This window comes from Streptococcus infantis (genome assembly GCF_047464615.1).
Taxonomy (GTDB): Bacteria; Bacillota; Bacilli; order Lactobacillales; family Streptococcaceae; genus Streptococcus; species Streptococcus infantis_Y.
Window position 1 is genome coordinate 1 of the sequence record NZ_JASHBO010000023.1, and the last position, 14,875, is coordinate 14,875.

Here is a 14,875-nt window from a genome sequence, read left to right on the forward strand (position 1 = left end):
ATAAATGGTATTACGTGAGATTTGGAAAATGTGTGATGCTTCTGTTATACTACCTGTTCGCTCACAATAAGCGAGAACTTTTTTACGAAAATCTAATGAATATGCCATAAGAAGATTATACCACATTATGTACTGTTTTAGGTTCAATTGACTATACTACTTCAATGCAGTGCTTGAACTAATAACCAAAATATCAAACTGATGTCTCAGCAATGATATCAAAAGGCCAGACTTTTTGTCCGGCCTCGTTTTTATTATTTAACATGATTTGCAAGGTCTTCTTGCGCTTTTTTATTAGATTCTTCTTTTTCTTTCTTCCATTTATCTTGAGCTTTTTGATATTCATCAGCAGTTACTGGCTTATCTTGAAGTTCAAGGTATTTGTACAAGAGGGCTTCACTTGTTCCCTTGTTACCTGAGTAAGCAAACGGAAGTGTGAATGGCACCATCTTAGACAACATTGGACGTCCAGTTTTAGAAGTTGTTGGAATAATCAATGCACTATCTGTCAACCAAGCTTGGGCTGCAGCATATTTATCATAACGTTTTGAAACATCAGTGTCTTCATTTCCAGCTTCAACAACCATCTTTTCGTAATCTTCCAAACCAACTTGTTTGGCAGCAGCGTTATTTGTACCTGAATCAAATCCTAGGTAAGTCTTAGTATTTTCACCTACTGATGGTTTGATGATATCAAGGTATGTAGATGGGTCGATGTAGTCTGGAGACCAACCAACGTTATCTGAAAGGTCCCAATCTTCTCCAGCAGCTGATTCTGCAAAGTAAGTGACATTGAGAACTTCATCTTTTTGAAGTTGTTGGATATCAATAACGACATTGTCAGTTCCTAATGTTGCTTCAAGCGATTGTTTCAATGATTGAACACGTTGAACTTTTGTAGTATTGGTTTGGTCAACTGGCATATCCAAGTGGATTGGGAATTGAACCCCCTCCGCTTGAAGAGCTGTTTTAGCCTTAGCAAACTCTGCTTTTGCTTTTTCAGGATTGTAAAGACCGTCTTGAGCGTCTTCTAGATTAACATCTTTCCACTCATCACCATAGGTCACTAATTTTTCCTTAACTAAGTCACCAAAGTTTTTACCATCTGCTTGAACAAATGTTGGTGGTACGAACAAGTTACGAAGGAGTTTGCTTGCTCCACTTTCTCCATTAACTTGAGAAGCATAAGCTGTTCTATCAAAACCAAAGGCGATGGCTTGACGGAAGTCTTTGTTAAGAAGAGCTTTCTTAGTTGAAGTCTTTTGCTCGTCTGTAGTCTTAGAAGTATATTTGTAAGACTGACGGTCAATATTCGTACCGACTAAGAAAGTTGTAGAATCTTGTGTTGTATAAACGATGTTATCCTTAAACTCTTTTTCAAGTTCAGAGTAGCTTCCACTTGTTGGGAAGAGAAGTGCCATTGAGAAACCACCATCTTTAAAGGTTTCTGCAAGTTTGTTATTGTCTTGACCATCCCAGAATGAAAGTTTTACTTTATCAATATGAACATTGTCCTTATCCCAGTAGTTTGGATTCTTTTCAAATTCTACTGAAGATTTTGCTACTAATGATTTCAACAAGAAAGGACCATTATAAAGGATACTGCTTGGATCTGTTGCTTTAGCAAAGTCACTTCCTTTAGAAGTAAGGAATTCTTCATTGACTGGTGCAAGAATTCCCATGGTTGTCTTAGAGTTCCAGAAGCTTTCTGGTTTGTTCAAAGTGTATTGAACTGTTTGATCATCTACAGCCTTGATTCCAACTTCTGAGAAGTCTTTAACTTCACCTTTTACATAAGCATCAAGACCTTTAATAGATTCTTGAACAAGATAAAGGGCTTCTGACTTATTGTCAGCCGCATACTTAAGACCTGTTACAAAGTCTTGAGCTTTCACAGGTGCATACTCTTCACCTTCAGAAGTGTACCACTTAGCATCTTTACGGATTGTATAAGTGTAAGTCAAACCATCTTGAGATACTGACCAGTCTTCTGCCAAAGATGGCACGAAGTTGCCGTAGCGGTCATTCTCCATCAAACCGTCAACGACATTACTTGTGATATTCGCAACCGCAGCCTTACCTGTTGTCAGATAGTTGAGGCTATCTGGATCTGTTTCATAAACATAAGAAAAAGTTTTCTCACCCTTTGCACTAGAGCCTGAACCTGAACAAGCCGCCAAAACACCAGACGCTAACAGAGTCACCCCTGCTAGGGCTATTACTTTTGAAAATTTCATAATAAACTCCTTTATGACTTTTTATACATTATAATCCCTTTTCAGCCAAGTGTCAATACAATTTTCAGAATTTTTCAAATTGATTTTAAAATATGACTTATTTAAAAATTCCAACTCATATCTAATTCTCTTTTAAACAAGCTAACATGGAAAATATCCGTCCTTAGCATTTGTCAACAGACACCTTTATGATATAATGAAAGGAGAAAATTGAAAGGAAATACCATGTCAAAAGAAGTTATTGTTGAAAGTTTTGAACTCGATCACACCATTGTTAAAGCACCGTATGTCCGTTTAATCGGAGAAGAAACAGGTCCTAAAGGAGATATCATTTCTAACTTTGATATTCGCTTGGTTCAACCAAACGAAGACTCAATCCCTACTGCTGGTCTTCATACGATAGAGCACCTCTTAGCCAAACTCATCCGTACTCGCATTGACGGGATGATTGATTGTTCACCATTTGGGTGTCGTACAGGTTTCCATATGATTATGTGGGGACGTCATACTAGCGCAGAAATCGCTGCTGTCATCAAGAATTCACTGAAGGAAATCGCTGAGACTACAACTTGGGAGGATGTCCCAGGAACTACCATTGAATCTTGTGGTAACTACAAGGATCATAGCCTATTTTCAGCTAAGGAATGGGCAAAATTGATTCTTGAACAAGGAATCTCAGATGATGCCTTTGAGCGTCATGTCATTTAACACAAAAGAACCAGTTTTTCAACTGGTTCCTTTTTTGATTCGCAAAACCTTGATTTAAGCTTTCTCACGAATGACCAAGACACCATCTTCCATATCGGCTTCAAGGTGTTTAGCATCCAAATTATCTAAGTGGAAGTCTGTGACTTTGTCACGAATTTGTTGTTCAACTACACGACGGAGAGGACGAACACCCATGACTTCATCATAACCTTCTTCAGTCATGTATTCTTTAGCTGCATCGCTCACTGCCAAGTCGATTTCTTTCTTAGCAAGTGTCTTATTGACATCAATCAACATCAAATCCACAATCTTAGAAAGATCTTCCTTGCTCAAGTGTGAGAATTCGATCACAGCGTTAAAGCGGTTGAGGAATTCTGGACGGAAGTATGGTTTCAAACGATCCATGAGCTCTGGTTTGTCCGCTTCTTCTGTCAAGTTTGCTTCGTAACCAAAGCCAGCATTTGAAGTTGCGATAATCACTGTATTCTTGAAGTTTACAGTGTTACCTTGACCGTCTGTCAAACGGCCATCATCTAAGACTTGAAGAAGAAGGGTGATGACTTGAGGGTCAGCCTTTTCAATCTCGTCAAGAAGGACAATTGAGTATGGATTACGACGAACTCGCTCAGTCAAGGTATTGTTATTGTCATCGTAACCAATATAACCTGCAGTAGTACCAATCAATTTAGAAACGGCTGTGCGGTCGCTGTATTCTGACATATCCAAACGGATAATAGTATCTTTAGTTCCGAACATATCAAGAGCCAATTGTTTAGCCAACTCAGTTTTACCGACACCGGTAGGACCTACAAAGAGGAAGCTACCGATTGGACGATTCCCTTCGTCAAAGCCTGCACGATTACGACGGATGGCACGTGCTACTGCTTCAACAGCCTTATCTTGACCGATAACCTTAGTTTGCAAACGATTACCCATATCTTTCAAGCGTTCGATATCGGTTGCACCCATTTGGGATACTGGAATACCAGTCATCCGTTCAACAGACTCAGCTACGTCATTGACAGTTGCAGTAACCTTATGATCTTCTGTATGGTTGGCAATTTTCTTTTCAAGTTCTTCGATACGGACTTTTGCATTTAGAGCCGCTTCGTAATCTTCTTTAGCAGCAGCTTCTTCTTGTTTAGTTTTTTCCGCTTGAATTTCGTGCTCAACTGCATGTACATCTGTCACGGGATGTTGAGCTGCCAAGTGAGCAGCTGTCACATCCACAAGGTCAATAGCCTTATCTGGCAAGCTACGTTGTGGAATGTATTGAACAGAGTAATCAACAGCTGCTTTCAAGACTTCATCTGGCAAAATGACATTGTGGTGTTGTTGATAAAGATCACGAATACCTTGAAGAATCTTGAAAGTATCTTCAGCAGATGGTGCATTAACTTTTACTTCGTTGAAACGACGAGCAAGAGCAGCATTTTTCAAAATAGTGTTGCGATATTCATCTTGAGTTGTTGCCCCAATTACTGTCAATTCACCACGTGAAAGAGCAGGCTTCAAGATATCAGCAAGCCCCTTAGATCCTTGACCATCCCCTGTGCTACCTGCACCAAGGATTTGGTGGATTTCATCGAAGAAGAGGATAATATTTCCAGCTTCTTTAACCTCGTTTACCAAGTTTTGAATGTTTTCTTCAAAGCTACCACGGTATTGAGTACCAGCTTCAAGTCCAGAAATATCAATTGAAATGATTTCTTTGTTCTTGATTGCTGCTGGAACATCACCATTCACGATAGCTTGGGCAAGACCTTCTACTACTGCCGTTTTACCAACACCAGCATCACCGACGAGAACTGGATTATTCTTTGTGCGACGAGAAAGAATTTCAGAAGTTTCTTGGATTTCTTTATTACGTCCAATCACTGGGTCCAACTTCCCTTCACGAGCTTCTGCTGTTAAGTTACGTCCAAGTTTCGCAAGAATACCATCTTGTTTCATAACTTTCCCTTGAACGTACTGAGCTTGATCACTCCCTTCGCTAGGAAGTTGACCTGTTTGACGGTAAATCGCGAATTCTTCAGGTGTTACTTCACGACCGTTAATCAAGTAACGACGGTTTTCTGAACTATATCCACGCATACCGCCCATCAATTGGTTAAATAAATCATCCATGTTGTTAAAGTTATTAAAGTTGTTGTTCATATTTCATACCTCGTTTGTTTTCAAAATTAGTTAGTCAAATTAATTTGACTTTCTCTGACCTTTGTTTTAAAAAATTTAGACTAGCTACTTGCTACTCTACGTATAATTTCTGGTTTTTATTTATCCAATGTAGATTTTGTAATTGGAATTCTAAAAATACTAATGTTAAACATAGGTTGCACCTCTTTTCTAGGTTTTACCCATACTTTGACCTTAAGATAAATTACACAATCACCTTAAAATCAAGGTTTTCTAAGGATTTCCTTATCCTTATGTTCTTAGTATATCACTTTAGTCAGTATTAGTCAAGATATTTGACCAATTTTGACCAACTTTTTTTAAATATTTTTTTATACCAAAAAACCAGTCAAAATGACTGGTTTTTATTTACTATTTATGAATCTTAGCTCAATGCATCATCCATTGAAAGAACTTCGTGGAAGACACGTTGTGTCAATTCAGTTTTTTGTTCTGGAGTGAGGTACTTAGTATTTACACAGTATCCTGAGATACGTACGATTACGTCTTCACCTGACATGATCTTTTCGTAAACATCGTTCAAGTCCATAACGTTCAAGTTAACGTGTTGTCCACCGTTTTCGAAGTAACCATCAAGGATTGTTACCAAGTTATCAACTTGTTCGTCACGAGTTTTACCAAGAGCACGTGGTGATACTTGAGTTGTCAATGAGATACCATCAGCTGCGTAACCAAAGTCAAGGCTAGCAAGTGAGTTCAAGTTTTGCAACCATCCACCTTTAGCTTTGTTAGATGGGTTAGCACCTGGTGAGAAGAATTCAAGTTTAGACAAGTTCACTGAACCATCTTCGTTGAGGTATACACCTTTGTGGACTGGTGAGTTACCAGTTTGTTTAGAGTAAGCAACATTAGATGTGATAGTCAAAAGTGATACTGTAGCTTCTGCGTCTTTGTAAAGTTTGTGGCTACGTAGACGAGTTGTGTAAGCTTCGATCAACCATTCTGCCAATTCGTTTGAACGTGGGTCATCTTCACCCCAACGTGGGTATTCACCGATTGTTTCATAATCGTAGATGTAGCCATTTTCGTCACGAATTGGTTTAACTGTAGCGTACTTGATAGCTGACAATGTGTCAACAGTATTAGCGAATCCACAGATACCGAATCCCATGTTCGCACGTTGTTTAGTTGGCAAGAAGGCCATTTGAACAGCTTCATAGTTGTACTTGTCAGTCATGTAGTGGATGATGTTCAAAGCATCTACGTAAGTGTCAGTCAACCAGTCAAGAGATTTTTCAAAGTTAGCTTTAACTGATTCGAATTCAAGAACTTCATCACGGATTGGTTCGATGTCAAATACTTTGTAGTCTTTATGAACATCATCGTAACCACCGTTCAAACCAGTAAGAAGAGCTTTAAGAACGTTAACGCGAGCACCGAAGTACTGGATGTTGTGACGTTGTTCTTCGTTTTCTGGGTCAAGTGGAGATACACAACATGAGATACAGCTCATTTCACCATATCCATCTTTAGCCATTGTTGTTACACCTTCGTATTGGATTGAAGAGTGTTTGTGGCTCATGTGCATACAGTAGCGACGGAAGTTGTATGGCAATTTGTCAGTCCAAAGAACTGTCAAGTTTGGTTCTGGAGAGTTACCGATGTTGTCAAGAGTGTTCAAGAAACGGTAGTCCATCTTAGTAACACGGTGACGACCGTCGTTACCCATACCAGCCATAGAAGTTGTGATGAAGGTTGGGTCACCTGAGTACAATTGGTCGTAAGCTTTTGTACGAGCAAATTTAACTGTACGAAGTTTCATAACGAAATCATCAACAAATTCTTGGATTTCTGATTCAGTAAATGTACCACGAGCAAGATCACGTTCTGCAAAGATGTCCAATACGATTGGCACACGTCCAAGAGATGTAGCCGCACCGTTGATAACACGGCAGACAGCCATAAAGGCAATGTTTACCCATTGGATAGCTTCTTTAACGTTCATCGCTGGTTTACGAACATCAACTCCGTAAAGATCACCCAAGCGTACAACTTGTTGCAATGCTTGATATTGAAGGTTGATTTCTTCACGAAGACGGATTGTTTCTTCATCGATTTCTTCGATTGAGTTCCAATCGTTAACTTTTTCTTGCATCAAGTAGTCTGCACCGTAAAGAGCAAGACGTGCATAAACACCGATGATACGTCCACGTGAGTATGCATCTGGAAGACCAGTTACAGTGTGAGCGTGACGAGCACGACGGATGTTTGAAGTGTAAGCACGGAAGATACCATCGTTAACAGTTGTTACGTATTTAGTGAAAATTTCGTGAACAGCTGGATCTGGTTCGTATCCATTTTCTTTCAAAGTAGTTTCAGCCATACGGATACCACCTTTTGGCATGAAGTTCAATTTGAAGAGTTCATCGTTTTGGATACCATAAATCAATTCGTTTTCTTTGTCGATAAATCCAGCAGGAATATCAGCAATAGAAGTTGGACGAGTGTCCATTGGGAAACGAGTTTCTTCGTAGTGTGCTTTAGTTTCTTCTACGATTTTTTTGATGTGGAGTGAACGTTCTGTTGGTCCTGCAAGGAAGCTTTCATCTCCATCATAAGGAGTGTAGTTTGCTTGTACAAAGCGTGATACACTTGCTTTTTCTTTCCAGTCAACACCTTTAAAGCCTTCCCAGGCTTTGTCAAAAATGTCCTGTGCTTCAACAACTGTCTTAACAACCATGTTAATTCCTCTTTTTTCTTTCTAGTAACAGTCATCTGTTACATTCATGTATTCAGTATAACACACAGTAAACGATTTCAACAACTAAAAACTCACTTTTTTAACACTTTCTTTTCTAATACAGTCCGAAATATGCCACAAACTGTATTATATTTTTGAAAGAGGTTATTTTGATTTTCATTTTTTCAGAAAAAGAGTATAATAAAATTAAACAAACTGGCACTGAGAGGTTTCTCCATGTTGATTTTTCCACTAATGAATGATTTATCTCGTAAAATCATCCATATTGACATGGATGCCTTTTTTGCTGCTGTTGAAATTCGAGACAATCCCAAACTTAAAGGGAAGCCAGTTGTGATTGGTAGTGACCCTAGAAAAACTGGTGGTCGCGGTGTTGTTTCTACCTGTAGCTATGAAGCACGAGCATTTGGCATCCACTCAGCCATGAGTTCTAAAGAAGCCTATGAACGTTGCCCTCAAGCAGTTTTCATTTCTGGAAACTACGAAAAATATACTGCTGTCGGTCAACAGATTCGAGCTATTTTCAAACGTTATACGGATAATATCGAGCCTATGAGTATCGATGAAGCTTATCTAGACGTGACTGAAAACAAACTCGGCATCAAGTCCGCTGTTAAAATCGCTCGACTAATTCAACAAGATATTTGGAATGAACTTCATTTGACCTCTTCTGCTGGTGTGTCTTACAATAAATTCTTAGCTAAAATAGCCAGCGATTACCAAAAACCTCGAGGTCTGACAGTTATTCTCCCTAATGAAGCTGAAGATTTTCTCAAACAAATGGATATCGCTAAATTCCACGGTGTAGGTAAGAAAACAGTTGAGAAATTGCATCAAATGGGCGTATTCACAGGAGCTGACCTTTTAAAAATTTCTGAAATTAGTCTCATTGATCGTTTTGGTAGACTCGGTTTTGACCTGTATCGCAAGGCTCGTGGCATTGATAATTCTCCCGTCAAATCCAATCGCATTCGTAAGTCTATCGGAAAAGAAAAAACTTATAGTAAAATTCTCAATCTAGAAGAGGATATCAAAAAAGAGCTAACTCTCCTTTCGGAAAGAGTTGCCCTAAGTCTTCAAAAACATGAAAAATCTGGAAAGATTGTTATTTTAAAAATCCGCTATGCTGACTTTTCTACAATGACTAAGCGGAAAAGCTTATCTCAAAAGATCCAAGATGCTGAAACTATTTCACAAATGGCTATCCAACTTTACGAATCTCTGGCAGATAAAGATAAAGACGTTCGCTTATTGGGTGTCACAGTGACTGGATTTTAAAACCTTGAAGGAAGCTTCCCTCAAGGTTTTTTTCTTATACAAATAATCGAATAAAGCTATAAAGTAGCAAGACACTACCAAGGACAATGCGGTATTTACCAAACATCGTAAAGTCGTGTTTTTTGACATAGCTGGTCAAGAAACGAATGGCAACCATGCTGACTGCAAAAGCTACTACCATGGCAACTAGAAGTAAGAAAAATTGACCAAAACTCAAAACTTCTCCTGCCTTGATGAATTTAAAAATCTTCAAAGCACTGGCTCCAAACATAACTGGAATTCCTAGGTAGAAGGTAAACTCAGTTACCACCGAACGACTAGTTCCATTTAACAAACCACCGACAATCGTTGCCCCAGAACGGCTAGTCCCAGGTAAAAGGGCCAAGACTTGGAAAAGACCAATATAGAGGGCTGTTTTATAAGGTAACTTATCTAGCTCAGTTACTGTTGGCTCAATTGCTTGTGCTTTGTTGCGTTTTTCAAGATAAATGAAAGCAACCCCATAAACAATCAACATAATGGCTACTGAAACCATATTATGGAAGTGAGTATCAAACCAATCATCAAACTTAAAGACTAAAAGAAGAGGAAGAGTCGCTACAAAAACTTTGGACCATAACTGCCAAGTTCTACGGATTTCCACTTTATCCTTACCAGGTTTGAAGGGATTAAGCTTGTTAAAGTAGATAACCATAACGGCTAGGATAGCACCCAGTTGAATAACTACGTTAAACATAGACATGAAGGCTTCACTCTGGTCTTTATACTGAATAAACTCTTCTGCCAAAATCAAGTGACCAGTACTCGAAATCGGCAACCATTCCGTAATTCCTTCAACAATCCCAAAAAAGATAGATTTTAAAATTTCAATAAGATACATAGATTACTCCTTTTTCTATCCTCCATTATATCATACTTTTATAAGCTGTGTTTAGTTTTCTTTAAAAGGCGCCGATACTGCCGCCGCCACCGCCTCCAGAGAATCCGCCACCAGAACTTCCACTACTAGAAGATACTGAGTAAGTACTTGCCGTATTTGCGACACTGGCATAATGGCTCATTTGCGCTGTTGAATGGTAAAACATGCTATGCCAGCCATAGGCTACATAGAGATTGATATCTGGATTTTCAACTTGGATCTGGTGAACCTTCATCAAATGGCTCACCTTGTCAGCACAGCCAAACAAGGTTGCATACACCAGTAGACGATTCCAGACTACAATACTTTCCAACTCTGCCTGATCCAGTCGTGCAATCTCACGCAACATATTTTCAAAGCTCGTCCAAAGATAATAGACCTCTGCTCCTGCTTCATTTAGGACACCATCACGATTATCTAGTCGAAGCTTCCAATAATAGAAAACAGCCAACATTAAACCTAATGAGCCAAGTATTGGCAAGGGGAGGTAAAGATAGCCATGAACGTCCAAACTGTACAAGAACAAACCAAATCCGATGATTAGTGGGAAAATAGTAGAAACACCCATACTCACTTGCAAGACCTTTTCCCCGCTAGTCAAGGGACGATAATAAGCTGGTAGCCCCAAGAAAGAGACTCGGTCCTTCACCCCTTCTTGCATCTCTTTCAATGCTCTTTCAAAAGAATATTTGAGCTTACGGCCTTTTGTTTGAATCCGTTTTTCATCAGTAGCTTTCGCTCCACGGTAAAGGCTCTCAGAGACCCTATAATCTGCAAACAGATCGGAAATAGCAACGTCTTTTTTACCTGAAAAGGCCAGATTTAGGCAGGTCCTCTCAAAGCTTGCCAAGCCATCTTCTTTTACTAACCTTAAAGCAACTACATCTCCTTCTGAAATAATAGAGACATTACCACGGTCGATTACATCTAGTAAGGTAGCCTGAATAAGCTGGTTGAAGGTGAATTTGCCTGCTCCTTTGATTAGAGGGCTTACTTCCTCCAAGGAGGTCGAGTAAACAGATTCAGATAAAACCATAGGCTCTAATTCCATCGGCGGTTCATAGAGACGATGATTTTTGGCATATTTGACTGAAGGAGTGGTTTTTCTTCTATAAATAAAATAGAAGCAGATACTCAATAACAAGGAGATGGAAAGTATTGAAGGAAACACCCAAGTAACGAGTTGTTTACTCTGCTCTTTTTCTCTAACAATCGAGTCTTCTATCTTATTAAACTCTTCTAAACGATTCCCTTTTAAGCCCTGATCTGTAGCGCTAGCAAAATCAGTTCGAGGCCAGTAGGCATGCAACTCAACTCCGCGCTTAGACGGAAGATTGTCTAAGCGAATAGTATAGTCATGACCACTCTGTTCAATCCTTCCCTCTCTATAAAGTTGACCTGTGTGGAAAAAGAGTTTTTCAGCCCCCTTCTCTCCGCTTACATGAAACTCAAACTTTTCAATAGATTCCGAACTGTCTGTTAAGGGTTGCCAATTTAATTCAGCGATATCATCATATAAGAAAAGAAGGTTTTTCAATTGCCAGGTAAGTTCCACTTCGACCCTGTCCCCTTCCTGACCTGGATTATAGACTTTAACAGTATAACCATTCGTTTCTTCTGTCACTTCGCTAGTAAGATTTTCGATTTTATGACCATTTTTAAAGGCCTCAACCTTTGGATGAGGATCAATTTCAAATCCACTAGGCATCTTGCCTGCACGACCAAGACCCACGATTTGGCCATTAAAATCATCCTCGAACTGATAAACTATCTTCTGCCTAAATTCCGCTGTATTGTCTGCATGAATATACAGTTCTCCTTTATAGGATGGAATGCTGAAATCCACGGCAAAAACCAATTTTGGAACAATTATCAGACAAGTAAATATAAGTACTATTAACCATCTTTTTTTCATAATATAGCCTCTTTTGACCTTTTTCTCATTATATCATTTTTTTCCAAGTAAGGGTTTACTAGGATTGAAAAACTTGCTAATTTTCGATACAATAGAGAGAAGCAATTTTAGACTAGAAATAGGAGAAAACATGAAAAAATTATGCTTAACTATCCTTGCTAGCCTGGCCCTTACTTTAGGACTAGTTAGCCAGGTCCAAGCCGATGAATATTTACGCATCGGTATGGAGGCAGCCTACGCACCCTTTAACTGGACTCAAGATGACGACAGTAACGGCGCTGTCAAAATCGATGGAACCAACCAATATGCTAATGGTTACGACGTCCAAATAGCTAAAAAGATTGCTAAGGACCTAGGCAAAGAGCCCTTGGTTGTTAAAACCAAGTGGGAAGGACTTGTCCCAGCCCTTACTTCTGGTAAGATTGATATGATCATTGCAGGTATGAGCCCAACTGCTGAACGCAAACAAGAAATTGCATTTTCAAGCAGCTACTATACTAGCGAACCAGTACTTTTGGTCAAAAAGGATTCTGTCTATGCAAACGCCAAATCACTAGAGGACTTTAGCGGAGCAAAAATCACTTCTCAACAAGGTGTTTACCTTTATGATTTGATTTCACAAATCTCAGGCGCTCAGAAGGAAACTGCCATGGGAGATTTCGCCCAAATGCGTCAAGCTCTTGAAGCTGGTGTCATTGATGCCTACGTTTCTGAACGTCCTGAAGCCCTAACTGCCGAATCAGCAAACGCTAAGTTCAAAATTATTCAGCCTGAACCTGGTTTTAAAACTGGTGAAGAAGATACGTCTATCGCTATTGGACTTCGTAAAGATGATGACCGTATCAGCCAAATCAACGCCAGTATTGAAACCATTTCTAAAGATGAACAAGTTGCGCTCATGGATCGTATGATTAAAGAGCAACCAGCAGAATCTACAACGACAGAAGAAAGCAACAGTAATTTCTTTGGTCAAGTCGCTAAAATTCTGACTGAAAACTGGCAACAACTCTTGCGTGGTGCTGGTATTACCCTTCTCATTTCAATTATCGGTACCATCGTTGGTCTCGCTATCGGTCTTGCTATCGGTGTCTTCCGTACAGCACCTCTATCTGAAAACCAATTTATCTTTGGTATCCAAAAACTAATCGGTTGGATTCTCAATATCTATATCGAAATTTTCCGTGGAACACCTATGATTGTACAATCTATGGTTATCTACTATGGAACTGCTCAAGCTTTCGGAATCAATCTAGACCGTACGCTAGCTGCTATCTTTATCGTTTCAATCAACACTGGTGCTTACATGACTGAAATTGTTCGTGGTGGTATTCTGGCTGTTGATAAGGGACAATTTGAAGCAGCAACTGCACTTGGTATGACTCATAACCAGACCATGCGTAAGATTGTTTTGCCTCAAGTTGTTCGAAATATTCTACCAGCGACTGGTAATGAGTTCGTCATCAACATCAAGGATACTTCTGTATTGAACGTTATCTCTGTTGTAGAACTTTACTTCTCAGGAAATACAGTAGCAACACAAACCTACCAGTACTTCCAAACCTTTACCATCATCGCAGTTATCTACTTTGTCCTCACCTTCACAGTAACGCGTATCCTACGCTTCATCGAAAAACGTATGGATATGGATACTTATACAACAGGTGCTAACCAAATGCAAACGGAGGATTTGAAATAATGAGTCAACCAATCCTTGAAATCAAACACCTCAAAAAATCCTACGGGCAAAACGAGGTCCTAAAAGACATCTCTCTCACTATTCATAAAGGAGAAGTGATTTCTATCATCGGTAGTTCCGGTAGTGGTAAATCAACCTTCCTACGCTCTATCAACCTTCTCGAAACACCAACTGAAGGTGAGATCCTTTATCACGGTGAAAACGTACTTGAAAAAGGGTATAACCTCACTCACTATCGTGAAAAACTAGGCATGGTTTTCCAATCCTTTAACCTCTTTGAAAATCTCAACGTTCTTGAAAATACGATTGTTGCACAGACAACTGTCCTCAAACGTGAACGATCAGAAGCAGAGAAAATTGCTAAAGAAAACCTTGAAAAAGTTGGAATGGGAGAGCGCTACTGGCAAGCTAAACCAAAACAACTTTCTGGTGGTCAAAAGCAACGTGTAGCCATTGCTCGCGCGCTTTCTATGAATCCTGATGCCATTCTCTTTGACGAGCCTACTTCAGCCCTTGACCCTGAAATGGTCGGTGAAGTTCTAAAAATCATGCAAGAACTAGCTCAAGAAGGCTTGACAATGATCGTTGTAACCCACGAAATGGAATTTGCTCGTGACGTCTCACACCGTGTCATCTTTATGGACAAAGGTGTGATTGCAGAAGAAGGCAAACCTGAAGATTTATTTACAAATCCTAAAGAGGAACGTACAAGAGAATTTTTACAACGCTATTTAGGATAAGACAAAAGCGGTTGGATAAACCTCTTAAACCAAGAGTTATATTCCTTTTCAATCCCCAATCAACATTGAGTCAAAGGCTCATAAATATAAAAATCAAGGTCGGAGTTTTTTATTCCGACCTCTTTTTATATACTTTAAAAATCACTTTTATCCCTTCTTCTGTTTCCTGAGCAAGTATTGCTTGTAGCTATATTCCTAATCTTTTATTTGATTTTCATGAGTGATACTCAATGAAAATCAAAGAGCAAACTAGGAAGCGAGCCGCAGGCTGTACTTGAGTACGGCAAGGCGAAGCTGACGTGGTTTGAATTTGATTTTCGAAGAGTATGAAGTCACTCAGCTCCCTGTCAACCTAATTCATTAGACTTCCTGCGAAACTAAAATCCTAGTTCACGGTTGATAATGCCAGCAATCAAATTCATTCGTAATCCGAAGCGTTTACGTCGATTTCGATAGGTTGTTGAAAATATTTTAAACGTTTTTAC

10 protein-coding genes and 1 pseudogene are annotated in these 14,875 nt (G+C 39.3%); 4 read left to right on the forward strand and 7 right to left on the reverse strand.

Annotated features, from left to right (window positions below; translation table 11 throughout):
* Together QM450_RS09970 and QM450_RS09975 are read right to left on the reverse strand one after the other, a co-directional pair.
* Positions 1-108 (reverse strand): IS630 transposase-related protein (locus tag QM450_RS09970; RefSeq protein WP_414320503.1); only part of this gene is annotated, 108 nt, incomplete at its 3' end.
* 146 nt (positions 109-254) lie between these two features.
* Positions 255-2,237 (reverse strand): peptide ABC transporter substrate-binding protein, encoded by a 1,983-nt coding sequence (locus tag QM450_RS09975; protein ID WP_414320497.1) that lies wholly within the window; start codon positions 2,235-2,237, stop codon positions 255-257.
* A 225-nt stretch (positions 2,238-2,462) separates the two neighbouring features.
* On the opposite strand from QM450_RS09975, the gene QM450_RS09980 reads away from it, so the two are divergent.
* Positions 2,463-2,945 (forward strand): S-ribosylhomocysteine lyase, encoded by a 483-nt coding sequence (locus QM450_RS09980; protein ID WP_414320498.1) that lies wholly within the window; start codon positions 2,463-2,465, stop codon positions 2,943-2,945.
* 54 nt (positions 2,946-2,999) lie between these two features.
* On the opposite strand, the gene QM450_RS09985 is transcribed toward QM450_RS09980, so the two are convergent.
* Positions 3,000-5,102, reverse strand: a complete 2,103-nt coding sequence (locus QM450_RS09985; protein WP_414320499.1) for an AAA family ATPase — start codon at positions 5,100-5,102, stop codon at positions 3,000-3,002.
* A 403-nt stretch (positions 5,103-5,505) separates the two neighbouring features.
* Positions 5,506-7,821 (reverse strand): formate C-acetyltransferase, encoded by a 2,316-nt coding sequence (pflB, locus tag QM450_RS09990; RefSeq protein WP_049527379.1) that lies wholly within the window; start codon positions 7,819-7,821, stop codon positions 5,506-5,508.
* 237 nt (positions 7,822-8,058) lie between these two features.
* Here pflB and dinB point away from each other — a divergent pair, with 237 nt between their 5' ends.
* On the forward strand, positions 8,059-9,120 hold the full coding sequence (gene dinB / locus QM450_RS09995; RefSeq protein ID WP_414285295.1) for a DNA polymerase IV: 1,062 nt from the start codon (positions 8,059-8,061) through the stop codon (positions 9,118-9,120).
* Positions 9,121-9,154: 34 nt separating this feature from the next.
* Here the strand turns inward: dinB and QM450_RS10000 are convergent, their stop codons facing one another.
* Entirely contained in the window at positions 9,155-10,000 is an 846-nt protein-coding gene (locus QM450_RS10000; RefSeq protein WP_414320500.1) for an undecaprenyl-diphosphate phosphatase, read from the reverse strand.
* Between the two features lie 61 nt (positions 10,001-10,061).
* A complete protein-coding gene (locus QM450_RS10005) occupies positions 10,062-11,954 on the reverse strand; it encodes a DUF2207 family protein (protein ID WP_414320501.1) in 1,893 nt (630 codons plus the stop codon).
* Between the two features lie 130 nt (positions 11,955-12,084).
* On the opposite strand from QM450_RS10005, the gene QM450_RS10010 reads away from it, so the two are divergent.
* Positions 12,085-13,650: an ABC transporter substrate-binding protein/permease gene (locus QM450_RS10010; protein WP_414320502.1), complete on the forward strand. Its 1,566-nt coding sequence runs from the start codon at positions 12,085-12,087 to the stop codon at positions 13,648-13,650.
* Positions 13,650-14,390: an amino acid ABC transporter ATP-binding protein gene (locus QM450_RS10015; protein WP_000081949.1), complete on the forward strand. Its 741-nt coding sequence runs from the start codon at positions 13,650-13,652 to the stop codon at positions 14,388-14,390. The genes QM450_RS10010 and QM450_RS10015 overlap by 1 nt, the downstream gene beginning before the upstream one ends.
* Positions 14,391-14,767: 377 nt before the next feature.
* Here QM450_RS10015 and QM450_RS10020 read toward each other — a convergent pair.
* Positions 14,768-14,875 (reverse strand): annotated as a pseudogene (locus QM450_RS10020) (IS5/IS1182 family transposase); the annotation flags it as partial.